The sequence below is a fragment of the Blautia sp. MCC270 genome, assembly GCF_018785605.1.
Classification (GTDB): domain Bacteria; phylum Bacillota; class Clostridia; order Lachnospirales; family Lachnospiraceae; genus Blautia_A; species Blautia_A fusiformis.
Map to the genome: position 1 here is coordinate 1 of NZ_WQQD01000011.1, position 18,609 is coordinate 18,609.

Annotated in this window: 16 protein-coding genes; 1 reads left to right on the top strand and 15 read right to left on the bottom strand. The window is 46.1% G+C overall.

Translation table 11 applies throughout. The features are described 5' to 3' along the window. The 6 genes from GPK58_RS04090 to GPK58_RS04115 all read right to left on the bottom strand — a co-directional run. Window positions 1–1,227, bottom strand: a 1,227-nt coding sequence (locus GPK58_RS04090; RefSeq protein WP_442860551.1) for a polysaccharide biosynthesis protein, incomplete at its 3' end; no start/stop codon positions are given. A 267-nt stretch (window positions 1,228–1,494) separates the two neighbouring features. Further along, the gene (locus tag GPK58_RS04095) at window positions 1,495–2,913 is read right to left on the bottom strand and encodes a sugar transferase (RefSeq protein WP_022426286.1); all 1,419 of its coding nucleotides are present in this window, start codon (window positions 2,911–2,913) and stop codon (window positions 1,495–1,497) included. Window positions 2,914–3,000: 87 nt separating this feature from the next. Continuing rightward, a complete protein-coding gene (locus GPK58_RS04100) occupies window positions 3,001–3,795 on the bottom strand; it encodes an immunoglobulin-like domain-containing protein (RefSeq protein ID WP_022426287.1) in 795 nt (264 codons plus the stop codon). Between the two features lie 51 nt (window positions 3,796–3,846). Beyond that, window positions 3,847–4,581, bottom strand: a complete 735-nt coding sequence (locus GPK58_RS04105; protein WP_129976128.1) for a YveK family protein — start codon at window positions 4,579–4,581, stop codon at window positions 3,847–3,849. A 12-nt stretch (window positions 4,582–4,593) separates the two neighbouring features. Further along, window positions 4,594–5,310 (bottom strand): CpsB/CapC family capsule biosynthesis tyrosine phosphatase, encoded by a 717-nt coding sequence (locus GPK58_RS04110; protein WP_015525687.1) that lies wholly within the window; start codon window positions 5,308–5,310, stop codon window positions 4,594–4,596. Between the two features lie 36 nt (window positions 5,311–5,346). Continuing rightward, complete coding sequence (locus GPK58_RS04115; protein ID WP_015525686.1) at window positions 5,347–6,072, bottom strand: polysaccharide biosynthesis tyrosine autokinase; 726 nt, start codon at window positions 6,070–6,072, stop codon at window positions 5,347–5,349. 299 nt (window positions 6,073–6,371) lie between these two features. On the opposite strand from GPK58_RS04115, the gene GPK58_RS04120 reads away from it, so the two are divergent. Next, complete coding sequence (locus GPK58_RS04120; RefSeq protein WP_215638251.1) at window positions 6,372–7,250, top strand: homocysteine S-methyltransferase family protein; 879 nt, start codon at window positions 6,372–6,374, stop codon at window positions 7,248–7,250. A 156-nt stretch (window positions 7,251–7,406) separates the two neighbouring features. Here GPK58_RS04120 and ptsP read toward each other — a convergent pair whose 3' ends face one another. From ptsP to GPK58_RS04165, 9 genes are all read right to left on the bottom strand, one after another. Further along, the gene (ptsP, locus tag GPK58_RS04125; RefSeq protein ID WP_215638252.1) at window positions 7,407–9,059 is read right to left on the bottom strand and encodes a phosphoenolpyruvate--protein phosphotransferase; all 1,653 of its coding nucleotides are present in this window, start codon (window positions 9,057–9,059) and stop codon (window positions 7,407–7,409) included. 29 nt (window positions 9,060–9,088) lie between these two features. Next, window positions 9,089–10,129: a polyamine ABC transporter substrate-binding protein gene (locus tag GPK58_RS04130; RefSeq protein WP_015525684.1), complete on the bottom strand. Its 1,041-nt coding sequence runs from the start codon at window positions 10,127–10,129 to the stop codon at window positions 9,089–9,091. A gap of 33 nt (window positions 10,130–10,162) precedes the next feature. Further along, window positions 10,163–12,016 carry an extracellular solute-binding protein gene (locus GPK58_RS04135; RefSeq protein ID WP_215638253.1) on the bottom strand — a complete coding sequence of 618 codons (1,854 nt, stop codon included), beginning with the start codon at window positions 12,014–12,016 and terminating at the stop codon, window positions 10,163–10,165. A 12-nt stretch (window positions 12,017–12,028) separates the two neighbouring features. Then, entirely contained in the window at window positions 12,029–12,847 is an 819-nt protein-coding gene (locus GPK58_RS04140; protein WP_015525682.1) for an ABC transporter permease, read from the bottom strand. Beyond that, entirely contained in the window at window positions 12,847–13,893 is a 1,047-nt protein-coding gene (gene potA / locus GPK58_RS04145) for a spermidine/putrescine ABC transporter ATP-binding protein (RefSeq protein ID WP_015525681.1), read from the bottom strand. The genes GPK58_RS04140 and potA overlap by 1 nt, the downstream gene beginning before the upstream one ends. After that, on the bottom strand, window positions 13,847–14,677 hold the full coding sequence (locus GPK58_RS04150) for an ABC transporter permease (RefSeq protein ID WP_215638254.1): 831 nt from the start codon (window positions 14,675–14,677) through the stop codon (window positions 13,847–13,849). Before GPK58_RS04150 ends, potA begins: the two co-directional genes overlap by 47 nt. Continuing rightward, complete coding sequence (locus tag GPK58_RS04155; protein WP_215638255.1) at window positions 14,674–15,528, bottom strand: ABC transporter permease; 855 nt, start codon at window positions 15,526–15,528, stop codon at window positions 14,674–14,676. The genes GPK58_RS04150 and GPK58_RS04155 overlap by 4 nt, the downstream gene beginning before the upstream one ends. Continuing rightward, a complete protein-coding gene (locus tag GPK58_RS04160; RefSeq protein ID WP_215638256.1) occupies window positions 15,521–16,783 on the bottom strand; it encodes an ABC transporter ATP-binding protein in 1,263 nt (420 codons plus the stop codon). Before GPK58_RS04160 ends, GPK58_RS04155 begins: the two co-directional genes overlap by 8 nt. Window positions 16,784–16,965: 182 nt before the next feature. Beyond that, window positions 16,966–18,276 carry a peptidase dimerization domain-containing protein gene (locus GPK58_RS04165; protein WP_215638257.1) on the bottom strand — a complete coding sequence of 437 codons (1,311 nt, stop codon included), beginning with the start codon at window positions 18,274–18,276 and terminating at the stop codon, window positions 16,966–16,968. Window positions 18,277–18,609: the final 333 nt, after the last annotated feature.

Sequence of the window (18,609 nt, forward strand, 5' to 3'; positions counted from 1 at the left end):
GCGCTGGCAGCCGTTCATCATTGCCGCATATGCAGTCTTATAGGTTCCTACCACATTGTTCTTGATTGCCTCACAGGGGCTGTTCTCCATCAGCGGTACGTGCTTATGTGCGGCTGCATGATATACGATCTCCGGCTTATAGGTTTCAAATACCCAGTTGATCCTTTTGCTGTCACGGACGGAGCCGATCAGTACCTTCAGGTTCAGGTTCGGATAACTGGCCTTCAGCTCCTGCTCAATGTCGTAAGCGTTATTTTCATAAATGTCGAAAATCACCAGAAGCTCTGGCTCATGACCTGCGATCTGACGGCAGAGCTCGCTTCCGATAGAACCGCCGCCTCCTGTTACCAGGATCCTTTTTCCCTTCAGATACTGAAAGATCTCTGACATGTTAACTTTGATGGTGTCTCGTCCAAGAAGATCCTCCACTGCTACTTTTTTCATCTTGCTCAGGGATACTTCTCCGTTTACAAGCTGATATACACCAGGAAGCTGCTTCAGCTCGCAGCCGGTTTCCTTGCAGATGTTCAGGATATCTCGCTTCTGATGCGGTGTTGCCGTCGGGATCGCAAGAAGGATCTGATTGATATGATACTTGTCCACATTGAGAAAAATATCGTCTCTTCCGCCTACCACCGGAACGCCTTCCATGTATCTTCCCCATTTATTCGGATTGTCATCGATCAGGCAGCGTACTCTGGAATTGGTTTCCTTTGCATTCTGAAGCTCCCGGACAATGGTCCTGCCCGCTTCTCCTGCACCGATGATCATCACGTTTTTGCTCCGCTCCTCACGCTCGCTCTTTTCTCTGCGGTTCCGCTCAAGAAGTACAAAACGATAGGAGAAACGTACGCCTACAGTCAGGAAAAACTGCAGCATGATACCGATCAGATAATAGGAAGCCGGCATCCGTTCCCAGAAGATCGTGATACCCACAATATGCAGAACGCCAGTGATCACAGTTGCTACCGTGATCTTGATCAGCTCATGGAAGCTTGCGAAACGCCATACACTGTTATACAGATGCATGCATCCGAACACTGCCAGGATGATAATGGTATAGATTGGTGCAAAACTCCTCCATGCGGCAAAATAGTCTGTGGGGATCGAGGAATACCGAAAATCGAATCTCACCAGCAGCGCCATAAAATAAGAAAAATTAACAGCTATCATGTCATAGATGATCAGATATATCGCAATTACTTTCCAATGTTCTAACTTCTTCATACTTCCTCCGGTCTGTCTTACTGTTTCTGCATAATCCCTGATGTATTCTTCCTGCTCTTTGTCTTCTGTCTGCTTTTCCCTGGGACTTTGTTTTGCCAGTGCCAGAAGCAGGACCGAGAACGCAAGGAATATTACGATCAGCATGATCAATAAAATCTGCATTTTTTTACTTCCTCTTTTATATTTATAACTTATCTAATTTATTTTTATCCCCGAACTGCGTCTCCGCAGCCCGGGTCATTATATTCGAATCTCAATATGTATGGATCATTTGGCGCCGCTTCCGCGGAAAACGACCATAACTGTCTTAACCAGGATCTCTATATCCAGCTTCAGACACCATTCGGCAATGTACTTTGTGTCAAGCTCTACGACTTCCTCGAAATCTGTAATATCACTTCGACCGCTTACCTGCCACATACCGGTAAGTCCCGGCTTGATGGCCAGACGTTTGCGATGGTGAAGCTCATACTTCTCCCACTCATCCATTGTCGGCGGTCTGGTTCCTACAAGACTCATATCTCCTTTCAGAATATTCCAGAACTGTGGAAATTCATCCAGGGATGTCTTTCGGATAAAATGTCCTACTCCTTTGATGATTCGTGGATCATCATCCATTTTGAACATCATTCCATCTTTTATGTTATTCTGTTTCATCAGTTCTTTTTTGCGTTCTTCTGCATCCATATACATGGAGCGGAATTTATAGATCTTGAACGGACGACCGTTCTTTCCCATGCGGACCTGTGAGAAAAATGCAGGACCCGGAGATTTGATCTTAATGGCCGGAACCAGAAAGATCGCTGCGATTCCTGTAAAAAGACAACCTACCAGACCGCCTGCGATATCCATAGCTCGTTTCACAAACATCTGGCGCGGTGTCACAATGTGGATACTGCTGGAAAGCACAGTGTATCCGCCAAGCTCCTCCACCACCTGGTTCTTGCCAAGGGATTTCATGGTTGCCAGTCTCATATGGATGACAACTCCCATTGCAGAACAATCCTTGATCATCTGCTCCGGGATCGGAATTTCCTTAGGCACTGCAAAAAATACTTCATCGATCCAGTTCTTATGGATATAGGAGATCATATCCTCCTTTCCGGCTACTACCGGCACTCCACAGACGGATGCTCCCTTCTTGTCACAATCCATAAAAACAATTCCTGCCAAATGATAGGTTCCGTAATTATTCTTGCGGATGGTTTCCACCACATTGTCTGCATTTTCACTGACTGTAACGATCAGCAGGGATCGCTTCTCGCTTTCTTCGTATCTGTGATCCTTCAGGAATTTCTTCAATGCCTGTCTGCCGCAGTAGCTGAAGCAGATATAAAGTACATAGGTGATCAGCAGGATCATTCTGGAATAATTGTTTCCAATTCTTAAAAGAAACATATATGCCAGGACCAGAAGACAGACCAGTGTACACTGTTCAAAGGTTTTCTTCAGTTCCACCAGCATTCCTCTTCGCAGAACTCCGCTGAAGCTTTCATTAAAAAATGTGACCATCAGCTGGATAAGAAACATCACCACTGCCACATTTCGATACAGCTCTGTCTCGTATGGCTGATCGATCCCGTTTCGGATCCAGTATGCAAGTACAAACGCAAGCTGCAGACACAACATATCGCAAATCGTAAAATCGGCATGTTTTACCCAGCTGCTGTTTTCTTTTTGATACATATTCTTTTCTACGCCTTCCCTCGCTTACATTTTTTGTTGCTTTTATCCCCTCTCCGGTATCTCAGGCACCTGGAGAGGGGATGATATTTATTTCACAACAATGGTAAGTACGGCTCCGTTGGAGCTGTTTCCACTGTTGTCTACTACATAATATGTAAGCTCGTAAGTTCCCGGTGCAGCTGTATTTACATCACCGGTGATCTGAATCCTTTTGAAAAGATCACTGGTTGACTCTGTATCATCCTGGATATCCTTTACATAGCTTAATTTATCCAGCGTAGTTCCTACCGGTACCTCTACGTAATATGTAGTCAGATACATCTTTGGATCCTGCGGAGAAAGCTGCTCGATCTTGTCTTCCTGTGTCTTCTGCGCCTGTTCCTCCGGAGTCAGTTCTCCTTCTGCGGAATCTCCGCTTTCAGCATCTGTGCTGTCTGCTTCTGTCCCATCCTGCATATCTGTCTCTTCTGCAGGCTCTGTGGTATCTGTGGAATCTCCGTCCTCTGTGAGACCGTCATTATCGATCAGTCCCAGCTGCGGATTTTCGGCACTGCCGTCCTGAGCTTCCATGGTAAATTCTTTTTTTGTTACATTGTTGTTTTTGTCCTTTGCAACAAAGATAACAGAAACCTGTTTTCCGTCATTCTTCGGATATATGGTTTCTACAGTAAGAGACTCTGTAACATCTCCATCTCTGTCATCCTGTGCCTTTACATCCTTCAGAAGATCCTCTTCTGTCATATCGGATGTATAATTCGTATCTTTTCCCTCTTCAAATGTGATCTTCGGTCCTTCATTATCCTCGGAGCTCTTCATGTATACTACACCGGCTCCCATACCAAGGCAGATGACCACTAATAAAAACACAAAAAATTTCTTCATATTTTTGCTGCTCCCGGCCTTTCCCAACACTTTGATCCGTTGTTGTTATTTTTATGCGTGACGTTTCTTTTTCTTTTTGGATTTCTTGCCCATTTTGGAAGAGTATGGGATTGTACCAAGTACGCTTAATCCAAGATATTTCTCTACGTCTTCCGGTGTCTTTACAGTATCGTTTGTCAGATATACGATGATCACAACAGCTGCTGCCAGAAGGATACCCAGAAGTCCGCCGATCACACCGTTTTTCGGTACGCTTGGGCTTGATGGCTCATCCGGGATGTTTGCTGTCTCTACCACATTTACTGCCTTGATATCCATAACCTGCTGGATATGCTTGGAAGCAATATCTCTTACTGCGTTTGCGATCTCTGCCGCTGTATAAGGATCGGTATCTGTAACTGTGATGGATACTACTCGTGTATCCGTTGGTGTATCTACGGAAAGCTTCTTAAGAAGCTCCTCATGTGTCATATCCAGTTTCAGCTGTGCGATCACACCCTCAGTAACTGTACGGCTCTTGATCAGCTCCGCATAGTCCTTGGTCAGTGATGTACTTGTCTGGATATCCTGATTGGTCAGTGTGCTGCTGTCCTGCTTGGACAGTACCACGATCTTGGTTGTGGATTCATACTTCGGTGTGATCAGAAGCATGGTTCCCATAACAGCTGCCAGGCAGAAAACAATACCGGATAAAATGATAACACCCAGCTTGCTCAGTAACAGGTGAAATACCTCACCAAGATCGATCTCTACTTCGTCGTTGTTGTTAACAGTCTGATTTTCCATTTCTTTTCTCCATTACCCTGTGATTTTCCGGGGATTTTTGATAAAGATCTTCTTTACATATTCGCTCCCCATTGTTTTTTCCATTTTGGCGACACATTTGCCGATCTCCGGGATACGCTCCGTCTTACGGTGTCCGTCAGAACCGACAAAATCCAGAAGCCCATGCTTCATGACTTTCCGTGCAAAGGTTTTTGCCCCGAATCCGTCCTGACCGCTGATGGTATCTGCATTGACCTGGATATGTGCTCCCATATCCTTCAGCTCTGTCAAAAATCCAATATCGTTCCGGGTAGCCTTATAACGTTCCACATGAGCGATGATCGGGATAAAACCATTCATCAGAAGACTTCTGACCCGTTCTTCAATATAATTTTTCTCATCTCCGTTGCTGAATTCCACAAGCACATATCTGGAACCTGCAAGGGTAAGCCGCCGTCCCTTCTTAAGGCATTCCACCATATCCATACTGGAATGGAGTTCACAGCCCAGATAAAGTCTCATGCCTTCATCACCAATATTCATGGCTGCTCTACGCAGCTGCATGAACTGTCTTGTCACAATGTTCATATGCGGCTCAAACATATCGTACCGGAAATGTGGTGTCAGGATCACATGACGTACGCCCTCCTGATACTCCTTGTTGAGCATCCAGAGTGATTCTTCCATGTTTCTTGCACCGTCATCCACCCCGGGGAGGATATGACAATGAATATCATAAAGTCCCTTCATTAAAATAACCCACTCATTTCTGTTGTCAATGTTTTTTTATTTACTGCTGCTCTCACCATAATCTCCGTAGGAACCATACTTACCGTACTTGCCGTATTTACCATACTTGCCATAGTGACCGTAATTGCCGGCCTTGCTGTAGTCCACCTTGTTCAGGATGGTTCCCAGGATCGGGCAGTTGCTCTTGGCAAGCTGATCTCTTACTTCCTGTACAAAACGGTAGCTGATGGTACCGGATTCAACGACGATTACAGATCCGTCGCAGGAATCTGCTATGATAGCACTGTCGATGATCAATCCAAGCGGCGGTGTATCTACAATAACGTAATCATAAACATCTCTTACCACGCGGATCATATCCTTGAAGAGTCTGTTTCCGAGAAGCTCTGCCGGGTTCGGAGGTACGATACCGGAGAAGATAATATGGAACTTCGGAAGTGTAGTGGCACAGATCACATCAGAAAGCTTGGCCTGCTTGGAAAGATAATGAGCAAGTCCCATTACCTCCTGGTCTACTGTCACACGTCCCATCAAAACGGATTTACGCAGATCGGCATCGATCAGAAGCACTGATTTGCCGCTCTCAGCAAGAGAGGCAGCAAGATTAAATGCCACACTGCTCTTTCCCTCATTAGGAGTACAGCTGGTAAGTGCGATCACTTTCTTATCTGCTCCGCAGAACTGGATATTTGTTCGCAGAGCTTTATAAGCCTCATCCATCTGGTGATCAGACTTCCAGTTGCTCAGTTTAACTTTAATCATAATTCCTTTTCACCTTTACCTTTATGTTCTATCTGATGACAGTCTTGCCCTTTGGGCATGTCTATAGGTTATTATACAATCCTATTTTCTAATACGCAAGTTCTTTATTCGACAGAAAAGTCGTTAAATATGTACAATTTGCCTAATTTTTATTATTTTTTATTTTCCGTCCCAGAAACAGGATAGATTATTTTTATTCCCTGTGTTAAAATAAACCCACGGCAATGAGTGCAGCGGTTACAGGAGGAGCCCTATTTTTTGCCAACCGTGATTGGCTGCCATAAGGAGGATATAAACATATGACAAAACAGGAATTTCAGAAACTGACCGAAGATCATGTCCTGCTGCTGGATGGTGCTACCGGCTCCAACCTGATGAAGGCCGGCATGCCGCGTGGTGTCTGCACAGAGAGCTGGGTGCTTGAGCACAAGGATGTGATCCAGTCTCTGCAGAAGGCATACATCGAAGCGGGAAGCCATATCATCTATGCGCCTACCTTCGGCGGAAACCGTATTAACCTCACTATGCATGGACTGGAGGATCAGATTGAACAGATCAATCATGCCCTGGCCGGCTATTCAAAGGAGATCGCACCGGAGGGTGTTTTCGTAGCAGGTGATATCACCACCACAGGCAAGATGATGGCACCGGCCGGTGACATGACTTACGAAAAAGCCTTCGAAGTCTATCAGGAACAGATCGGCTATCTCCGTGATGCAGGTGTGGACCTGATCGTAGCAGAAACCATGATCAATATCGAGGAGACACTGGCTGCTGTAGACGCCTGCCAGAGTGTCTGCGAGCTTCCTATCATCTGTACCGTGACTGTAGAAGCAGACGGAAGTATCTTCAGCGGCGGAAATGCCATAGAGGCTGCCATGTCCCTGGAAGCTGCAGGTGCAGACGCTGTCGGCATCAACTGCTCGGTTGGCCCGGACCAGCTGGTATCGGTTATCCGCAATATCAAAGAGAACGTTTCCATTCCGGTCATTGCCAAACCCAATGCGGGAATGCCCCAGATCGATGATCTTGGAAATGCAGTTTACAGCATGACCCCTGCGGATTTTGCAGGTTATATGAAGGTGCTGGTGGACAACGGTGCTTCCGTGATCGGCGGATGCTGTGGTACCACACCGGAGTTTATTTCGGAAACCGCCCAGGTGCTTGGACTTCGATAACTTTAACCGGAACAGATATGCTTCCACGCACTGCTTCAATTGAGAACAGCAATAAGCCGTGAGTGAAAGATTCCGTCAAAAAAATCCTGAGGATCCTATGTGAGATATCAACAGATATCAACATAGAAATTCTCAGGATTTTTATTTTTCCGGATATTATTTCTCTTTTACTGCTTCTTCCGGCCGGTTTGCCTCATCCGCATAGGAGCTGCGGATCGCTTTTCGCACTGGAAGTACACAGGCAGGAACAACGGAAAGGCCGTCCACTCCCATCTGGATAAAAGCTTCTGTAAGATTGGAATCTGCTGCCAGCTCTCCGCATATGTAAACTTCACATCCTGACTTATGTCCTGCCTCTGTTACCATGCGGATCATCTTTACAAGCGCTGGATGATGATCGTTGTATTTATCCTTCAAAAGAAGATTCTGCCGGTCCATAGCCAGGGTATACTGGGTCAGGTCATTGGTTCCTAGGCTCAGAAAATCCACACGTTTTCCAAGTTCTTCACTGATCATGACCGCTGCCGGTGTTTCGATCATAATTCCGGTACGGATGTTTTTGTAAGGAATGTTCTTCTCATCCAGGCCCTTTTTTACCTCACGGATCAGCTTCTCGATCTCATCCAGTTCATCCTCGGACGTGATCATCGGATACATCAGGTTGATATTTCCATAGGCACTTGCACGGTAAATAGCCCGAAGCTGCGCTTTAAACATTTTTTTGCGATCAAGGCAGAGGCGGATGCCGCGGTTTCCCATCATAGGATTGACCTCATCAGGAATTGCCATATACTCTGCCTGACGGTCTGCCCCCAGGTCCACGGTACGGATCACTGCCGGACGTTCATCCATACCCTCGGCTACTTTTTTATAGGCACGGAACAGCTCATTCTCTCTTGGATAATTCTCTCTTCCGAGATACTGGAATTCACTTCGAAGAAGGCCGATACCTGCTGCTCCGTAATAAAGAACCGTATTCAGATCATCCAGATTTCCGATGTTTGCCAGAAGCTTGATCTCCTTGCCATCGGCTGTGATATCCTTCTGGTTCCGAAGTCTCAAAAGTTCTTCCCGCTCTTCCTTATCTGCTGCATGACGGATCTCATATTCCTTAAGAAGCTCCGGCTCCGGATCGATATACAGTGTTCCTGTATACCCATCTACAATAGCCATATGGCCATCCCATTCTTTCTGTATCTCCACCTCGACCAGGGTGGGAACTTCCATGGATTTTGCCATGATCGATACATGGGAAATAACAGACCCCTGATGCATGACTACCGCCAGAAGACTGGCTTTGTTCATCTCCAGAAGTTCATTGGGGGAAAGCTGCTCTGCTGCAAGGATCACCGGCTCATCTCCCAGATTGATCCGTGCATGGGAGCCACCCATGGCGCCGATCAGCAGCTCGGAGATCTCCCTGATATTTTCGATCTGTTCTTTGACAGCCTCGTCCTCCAGCTTGCGGAACACATTTGCAAGCTCATCCCTGGTTGTCTGGACTGCGTAAGCTGCACTGACCTTTTCTGTCGTGATCATGCTTTCCACGGCCCGCTGGAAGCTGCCGCCACTTAAGAGCTTCAGCTGACGTTTCAAGGTCAGCTCCTGCTCTTTGGGGAGGGGTGCTCCGTTTTTATACATATGCTGGATCTGGTTCTTTACCGCTGTTCTTGCATTATCCAGACGATCCAGCTCCTTTTTTACATTGTCTACCATGGACTGACGGATCTGATATTCGCCTCTGTGGTAATACAGTATTTTTCCAATGGCTATTCCGGAAAAAGCGGATGTGCCTTTGTATATCTCCACCTGAAAAACCCCCTTACTGGTCCGTCTGCTTAATCGCAGGCAGCTTTAAACTCTGTCCAGATCTTATTGTATTCCTGCTCTGCTTCCTGGCTTACATTCTGTACGATCTCACCCTTTGTCACGCTGTCCGGAACAACCAGGCTCTCGTCTACCAGATCATCTGCTGCCTTGTTTGTATTGTAGTATCCGATATAGTTGATGCACTGTGCAGATACTTCCGGCTCCAGGATATAATTGATAAATTCATTGGCAGCCTTCGCATTCGGTGCTTCACTTGGCACAAACATTCCCATAATACCAAATCCAAGACCTTCCTCCGGATAAACCACCTTAAGATCCGGATTATCCTTCAGCGCCTGTGTTACCTGTGATGTATAAAGAAATGCCACACTTGCCTCTCCGTTGAGAAGTGCATTCTGTGTATTGTCATCCTGGATCATACGAATGTTCGGTGCCAGCTCTTTCAGCTTCTCACCGGTCTTGTCGATCACGGCTACATCTTCTTCGTTCATGCTCTCTCCCATGGAAAGCTGTGTGATGCCACAGATCACGCGGTAATTACCTACGATGGCAATGCTGTCCTCCAGAGATTTATCCCAGAGATCCTTGTATCCTTTAATGTCGATATCTACCTGCTCCGGATCATAAACGATCAGTGGGATTCCTGCTCCGTAAGGTACTGTATATTCGTCATCCGGATCATAAAACTGTCCCTGATAAAGGGGGTTGATGTTCTTAAAATTGGAAACGGTATCCTTGTCGATCTTCTGGACAAGTCCCTCTTTTACCGCGCTGTCGATAATGTAATCATCTGCAATTACCACATCGTAATCGCCGCCCTTTGCCTGGGAAAGCTTCTCAAGCATGGTCTCATCGGTATCAAAGTTGGAATATACCACCTTGGTCCCTGTTTCTTTTTCAAAATCATCCAGCACTTCCTGCGGAAACATTCCGTCCCATGTATAAAGTACCAGTTCATCCTTATCCTTTGCACTGACACTGACACCTGTTATCATAGATGTTCCAAGTACCGCACATAACATGATCGCTGCTGCTTTTTTTGATTTCATAGAACCTCCTTCATGTCTCTCTCTGACGTCTTGTTATTTTGCTTTTACCTTTGTCCAAAGCTCTGCGAATTTCTGCTTGATCTTTGGCTTCTGGTATCCGAAGATCTCATTCTTTGGATTGTCGATCTGCGGAATATAGGAAGAAATTCCCTCATAAGTTCCGTTCTTCATCTCCTCGAATGCACTCTTTACAGTAGAAGTATATCCTACTTCTTCGGTATTGGAAAGAGCATTTTCATCATCCAACATAAAATTGATGAACTCATGAGCCAGATCTACTTCATTACAGTCCTTGGTGATGACCATGGCATCATACCAGGTATTGGTTCCCTGCTGCGGAGTATAATAGCCAAGCTCCGGATTTTCGCTGATGATATAGGAAGCATCTCCGGAATAAACAACCGCCATTGCCTTGTTTCCTGAGATCATGTTGTCGATCACATCATCACCTGCATAGATCGGATCCATGGTATCTCTCTGCCGGATCAGCCACTCATAAGCCTGCTGGATCTCATCAAGATTTTTTGTGTTCATGGAATACCCCAGCGCTTTCAGGGCAATCATAAAGGAATCCCTTTCGGAATCATACATATAAAGATCTCCCTTATATTTTTCATCGCAGAGAATATTCCAGCCCTCTTTGTCAAGATCCTCCTGAGAGACTACATTCTTATTATAAAGGATTCCTACAGTTCCCCAGAAATACGGACAGGAATAACGATTTCCCGGATCATAGTCCTTATTCTGTACCTCGGGAAGAAGATTTTTGCTGTTTGGGATCTTTTTCCAGTCAAGGGCCTGAAGATATTCCTCCTTGATCAGTCTTTCGATCATATAATCTGACGGAACCAGAACATCGTAGGTTTCACCACTGGCCAGCTTGGTGTACATCATCTCATTGGACTCGAAGGTTTCATATACAACAGTACAGTTATACTGCTTCTCAAATTTGTCCAGAAGACTCAGGTCCATATATTCTCCGGCATTATATACACGAAGCACGTGGTTTCCCTGACTTACGATCGTCCACTTTCCCAATACCAGAACAACCGCAGCAGCTGTGACAATCGCAACGATCCTTCTTTTTTTCGGATCCATTTTTTTCACGGTGGAGGCCTGAAGCTTCGGCATGATCAGATTTGCAAAAAGAAGCACCAGCACAATGACCACGATCACAATAGTAGAAAGGGCGTTGATGGTGGGATTGATGCGCTTTGTCATATTATATACAACAATGGATATATTTTTTACTCCGTTTCCGGAAACAAAGTAGGAAATTACGAAATCGTCAAAGGACATGGTAAAGGCCAGGAGCGCTCCCGCAAAAATCCCTTCTTTGATCATGGGCACGATAACCTTGGTAAGTGCCTGATATGGCGTTGCACCAAGATCCATGGCTGCATTGGCAAGGTTCGGATCCAGGCTTCGTACCTTCGGATATACACTGGTGATCACATAGGGCGTACAAAATGCGATATGTGCCAGCAGCATGGTCAGATAGCCTTTCGTCATTCCCAGCGAAGAAAACAGCAGCATCAGACCAATCGCGGTTACGATCTCCGGATTCAGAATTGGAAAGTTATTGATGGTAAGGACCATCTCCTTCAGAACCTTTCTGGATTTTGAAAGTCCGATGGCTGTGATGGTTCCCAGCACTGTGGAAATAACAGTTGCCAGAATTGCCACTGTGACTGAAACATAAACTGCCTTACTGATCTCCATGTTGTTTATTAGCTCTCCGTACCAGCGCAGGGAAAATCCTGTAAATCTGGTCAGGGACTTGGATGAGTTAAAGGAAAAGATCATGGTCACAAGGATCGGCAGGTAAAAAAATGCCAGACACAGCACTACATATAATTTTGAAAATATGGTATTTTTTCTTTTCATCTCCTGCCTCCTTTAATCGTCCTGGGTATCCATCTTCTTCATCAGGCTCATAAAGATCAGGATGATCACTGCCAGGATCAGAGAAATGGCACTTCCGAAGTTCCAGTCACCTACAGAAATAAACTGTGACTCAATGAGATTACCGATCAGCATGTACTGGCCGCCGCCGAGAAGCTTCGGAATAACGAAGGTTGATATGGACAGAAGGAATACCATCATGATACCATTGACCACACCTGGCATGGAAAGCTTCCAGGTGATCCTCCAGAAGGTCTGGAATGGATTGGCACCAAGGTCGTTGGCCGCTTCGATCAGTGACTTGTCCATTTTACTTAAGGATGTATGGATCGGAATGATCATAAAGGGCATAAAGTTACAAACAAGGCCCACGATAACGGAAAAATCTGTATACATCATGGTGATCGGTGAGATTCCCAGCATTTTCAGAAGGTTGTTCACCAGACCATTGTCAGAAAGAATGTTCATCCATGCATAGGTACGGAGAAGCATGTTGATCCACATGGGAATGGTGACCATAAGGATCAGAAAGCTCTGCACCTTTTCGGAATATTTGGAGATAATGTATGCCAGCGGATATCCGCAGACCAGGCAGATCAGTGTGGTCAGGATACCCAGGCGGAAGGATTTCAGGATAACACTTAAATATGTAGCTTCCAGAAATTTTGCAAAATTCGCCCATGTAAAATGCAGGGTCAGAACTTCATTTCCATCTGAGGTAAATGCATAAAGCACGATCAGGATCAATGGTACCACGATCAGGATCGAAGCCCAGATGATATACGGCTTGATCAGATGCTTGAACTGTTTCATTAGTATCCTCCCATTCTGCACATAACATGGATATCCTCAGGACCAAACTTCAGTCCCACTTCACGTCCCACTTCTGCATAATCGGTAGTATGCACCATGTATGTGCGAAGCTCCGTCTCAACCAGGATCTCATAATGCACGCCCTTGAACGTAATGTTCCGTACCGTTCCTCTGATCTTGGCCTGATCCGGTTCCACAATATCCAGATCCTCCGGGCGAAGAACAACCTCAATGGCTTCGTTGTCCTCAAATCCCTTATCTACACATTCAAAACGGAAGCCATCAAACTCCACAAGGAAATCCCTGATCATTGTTCCTTCTATAATATTGGACTCTCCGATAAAGCCGGCAACAAAACGGTTCTCCGGCTCATTATAGATATCTGTCGGGCTGCCAATCTGCTGGATCTCACCGTTGTTCATGACTACTACCGTATCAGACATGGAAAGTGCCTCCTCCTGGTCATGGGTAACATAGATAAAGGTGATCCCTACCTCTCTCTGGATCTTTTTCAGCTCGATCTGCATCTGCTTACGGATCTTGGCATCCAGTGCGCCGAGTGGCTCATCCAGCAGAAGAACCTTCGGCTCATTGACAAGAGCTCTGGCAATGGCAACTCGCTGCTGCTGTCCACCGGAAAGAAGTGTAACATCTCTTTTTTCGAAGCCTTCCAGCCCTACCATTTTCAGCATTCTTTTTACCTTCTGCTCAATAACAGATTTATCTACCTTTTTCAGATTCAGGCCGAAACCGATATTGTCCATAACATTGAGATGCGGAAACAATGCATATTTCTGGAATACAGTGTTGATCTCTCTTTTATATGGAGGCAGCTTGGAGATCTCAATTCCGTTAAACAGTACCTCTCCGCCGCTTGGCTCCTCAAAGCCGGCAATGATCCTTAAGGTTGTTGTCTTTCCACAGCCGCTGGGTCCCAGAAGCGTAAGGAATTCGTTTTCGTGAATGTCCAGATTAATGCCCCGGAGCACCTGCTGGTCATCAAAGTTTTTTGTGAGATTTTTTAACTCGATCAGTTTGTTGCTCATCTTTTATATTCCCCTTCCCGCGTTTTCCTGCGATCAGATATACTGCCAGTACCAGAAGGATCACTCCCAGCATTATGGTACAAAGTGCATTGATCTCCGGCGTAACGCCTGTTTTCATCTGTGTGTAAACTTTTATCGGCAGCGTGGATACACGTGGCCCGGTTACAAAAATACTGATCACCACATCGTCCATGGACATGGCAAAGGCCAGCAGAGAACCGGATATAACAGCCGGCATGATCAGCGGCAGGGTAATGTCCCAGAAGGCCCGAAAGGAACCGGCACCAAGATCTCTGGCTGCCTCTTCCAGGGACGGATCCATTCCCACAAGCCTTGCTTTTACCTCCATCAAAATATAGGGCACACAGAAAACCGTGTGTCCGATCAGAAGTGTCAGCATTCCAAATGGCAGGTTCAGCATATAGAAAAATGCCATCAGTACCATTCCCAGAATGATCTCTGGGATCATCAGAGGCAGAATGGAAATATACTCCATCACCCCTTTTGTTTTCCAGTGGATCCTGGAAAGTCCTACAGCCCCCAGTGTTCCGATCACTGCTGATACCCCACAGCTGGACACCGCCAGGATCAGACTGTTTTTCAATGCCTGGATCAGATCCCTGTCCTGAAACAGTTCCTGATACCATTTCAGGGAAAAACCGGTAAAGCGCACCGGAAGTCTTGCTTCATTAAACGAAAATACCACTACCACACCAATGGGCAGATACATAAGGAAAAACAGGATCCCCAGGTACAGTCCTGAAAGCTTTGAGTTCTTTTTCATCCGATTCCCTCCAGTTCCTTCACATTGGTAAGCTTCCGATATAATACGATCATCAGAGTTGTCAGTATCATCAGTACCACAGCCAGTGCTGCGGCAAAGGGCCAGTTATTGCCTCTTGTCATCTGCTCCTGGATCAGACTTCCCACAAGTACGATCTTGTTTCCGCCCAGGATATCCGCAATAAAAAACAGACCCATAGACGGAATAAAGGTAAGTATCACTCCGGAAAGAAGTCCCGGCAAAGTCAGCTTAAAGGTGACGCTCCAGAAAGCCTTCCATTTGCTGGCTCCAAGGTCTCTGGCAGCTTCCACAAGGGACCAGTCCAGCTTTTCCGCACTGGAATATACGGACAGTGCCATAAACGGCAGCAATACATAGATCATACCGATCACGATCGCAGGATAGCTGTACAGGATTTTTAAGGGCTCCTGGATGATGCCAAGCTTCATCAGCAGATAATTCAGAAGGCCCTTTTTCTGGAGAATGATGATCCAGCCATAAAGACGGATTAGGGAATTCACCCAGAAAGGCAGCATCAGAAAAAGCATGGCCAGCTTCTTTTTGCCCTCAGAAAGCTTTGCCATAAAGTATCCGAAGGGGTAGCCCACCAGACAGATGATCAAAGTGCTGGTGAGCGCAAGGCGGAAGGATCCCGTAAAGGTCTGCAGGTATACAGGCTCCAGGATCTGCTTGTAATTATCCAGAGTAAATTTCCAATTCACGCCGTAGCCGCCGTCTGCTGTGGAAAAGCTCAGTGCAGCTACATACAGAAGAGGCAGTGCGACGAAGATCAGTGTAAAAAGATACAGCGGCAGGATCATCCATACGGAGCCTGCTCTGTGCTTACGCATGGGTACCTCCTGCACAGGGACCTGACTGATCCGGCAATACTTCTTCTGATCTTTCTTCCCGATCTACCAGCACTGCATCTGTAGGAAGAAAACAGCAGCGCACCTTTTCTCCTACACTGACATTTGTATCAATGCCGTAACGGCTTGCCACGATTTCCTGACCTTCCGAAGTTTTCAAAACAACACGGAGCTGGCCGCCGGCGAAGGTTTTTTCAATAACTTCGGCGGTTAAGCCATCGCAGCTGTCATCTGTGTTTTTTTCTGCGGGCTCCTGTACACTCTTTTTTGTGTTTTCTGATGTGCAATTCGGCGTGCTTTGTTGTGCATTTTTTTTATTTTCCTCAAACCGGATATTTTCGCTTCTTACTGCGATGGTAACCTTTTCTCCTTTTTGTGGGAAATATCCTCTGTCAGATGTAGCTACGGTGTCCATTGATACTTTTACTTTTCCGGCATCAGTTCTTACGGTGATCTGAGCGGAAGTACCGTCAATCTCCTCTTCCGCAATGCTTTCCACAATACCGGTCAGGATATTGGCATTTCCAACAAAGGTTGCCACATAGCTGGTCTTCGGATGATTATAGATCTCATCCGGCGTCCCAATCTGCTCAAAGCGACCGTGGTTCATCACAGCGATCGTATCAGACATGTTGATGGCTTCTTCCTGATCGTGAGTGATATAGATAAAGGTGATCCCCAGCTTCTTCTGCAGGCGCTTCAGCTCGTGCTGCATGGCACGCCTCAGCTGCAGATCCAGCGCACCAAGGGGTTCGTCCAGAAGAAGTACCTCCGGATTGTTCACAAGTGCTCTGGCTATGGCCACACGCTGGCGCTGACCGCCGGAAAGCTCTGACGGCTTACGCCTCTCAAAGCCCGGAAGCTGGACAAGCTCCAGCATTTCTTTGACTCTTCTGCTGATCTCCGCTTTCGATGTTTTTTTCAATTTCAGCCCATATCCAATGTTATCTGCTACATTCATATGTGGAAAAAGTGCATAATTCTGGAACACTGTGTTCACATTGCGCTGATTCGGTTCCAGGGATGTCACATCCTTTCCATCCAGAAAAACCTGGCCGGAATCTGGCTGTTCCAGGCCTGCAATGATCCGCAGTGTGGTGGTTTTTCCACAGCCGGAAGACCCCAGCAGAGTGACAAATTCTCCTTTTTTTGCTGTAAGACAGATGCTTTCTAGGACGTCCTCACCTTCCTGGAAGCTCTTTTTTATGTTTTTCAGTTCTAATGAAATTTCGGACATTTAGTTCTCCTTCTGTTTGCTATGATATCCGCACCCTGCATGGGACTTTCCTGATATAAGATTGCTTATTGTACTCTCGCAGGGGATTCTCCTGATCCAAGATTGCTTATTGTACCCCGCATGGGATTTCCTGATTCAAGATTGCTTATTGTACCCTCATAGGACTTCTCTGATTCGGTTAACTACTCATTTTCATGAAAATTATCTCGTATATACTGACAATAAGTTTCTTTATTAAATACAGGTTTAAATTCCCGACAGATTTTTTTTGCTTCTTTTGCCTGATCACAGAGAAGACGATACGTAGTCAGTGCCAGAAGCTTGGCTGGTTTGATATATACCAGTTCTTCATCCATGATCTTAAAATCTGCTCCGTGGAGTTTTCCCGCAAATCCTCCGAATGTAAAATTCAGCACTGGAAACAGATGGGTCAGGTCTCCTACGTCGGTACAGGCGTTGTTAAAATCTGCCGGCTTTGAGCACCGGTACGTAGCGTCCAGAAGCTTTACAGATTCTTCCATCACTTTATCCGCACCTCTGTGCAGGATCGGCATATATCCCTGAAGCGGTTCTCTTTCGATCGTACCACCGAATGCATAGGCAGCTCCGTCATAGGCACGGTCCATTTTTTCCTGTGTTGCCCGGATCGCATCCAGAGACGCTGCACGGACTTTTGTTTCGATCACCGCTTCGTCTGGAACTGCATTGATCACATCTCCGGCTTTTCGGATCACGTTGTGAAGACGCACATGGTCTTCCTCCCGGAAGGTTTCCCGCATCAGTCCCATCATCTGAATGGCACTGGAAGTAATACTTAATGCATTGACACCATCCCATGGATCAATGGCTGCATGTGCGGCTTTTCCTCTTACTGTCACTCGTTCTGCGGAAAATCCATTGCAGGCCGCATTCCCCAGGTAAAAATCTTCTTCTACCGGCATCATGTGCACATGTGTGGTCAAAATAATGTCTGAATGATCAAATTCTCCAAGACGGATCAGTTCGCTTTTTCCGGATGCAGGAAAGCCGATTCCTTCTTTACGAAGCCGTGCACGTTTATCTGCATCAATGTATTCTTCCGCCGGAACGGCAAAAAAAGATACGGACCCAGACAGAGAGGCTTGAACCTCCTCATTGGTCAGTGCCAATGCTGCGCCGATCATGGCTGCAATCTGTGCGTGGTGTCCGCATGCATGTGCTGTCCCGTTAACGGGATCAGCCATCGGATGCGACTTACATCCGATGGCGTCAAGTTCTCCGATAATAGTAACGTTCGGTCCGTCCTGTTCCATCCACTCAGCGCGGACTCCTGTGCGTGCAAGTCCTCCATGCACACGAAGTCCCAGGCCACGCAAAAAAGCCGCTACGTGTGCGGCTGTTCTCTCCTCATAAAACCCTGGTTCCGGATGGCTCTGGATATCCTTCGCAAAGGCTATGATCTCATCTCTGTGTTCATCTATAGTCTGAATGATCTTTTCTTCAATATGATTCATGTCTTATAACCTCCATTTTCCGCAGGTTAAGCTATATGATATCATAAAACAGTTGGTTTGGAAATAGATATTTTTTGGAGATATTTCCATCACCAAAAACAACTAATCTGTCACATTCCAGTTTTTGTTTTAGCTGCAAAGCAGCCTGCGCTTTGGATGCTTTTTGCGGCATGATCTCCAGCCACTGCTCTCCTGTGTAGATGTCCTTCTGTTGACACTCCCCACAGCTAAAGCAGGGGGATTCTTGCTTCTTCCACTACTGCATTGGCAAACACCTTACGGTACTGCAATGTCTTACACAGTGTCCACAAGCTATATTTATACTGTTCCCGT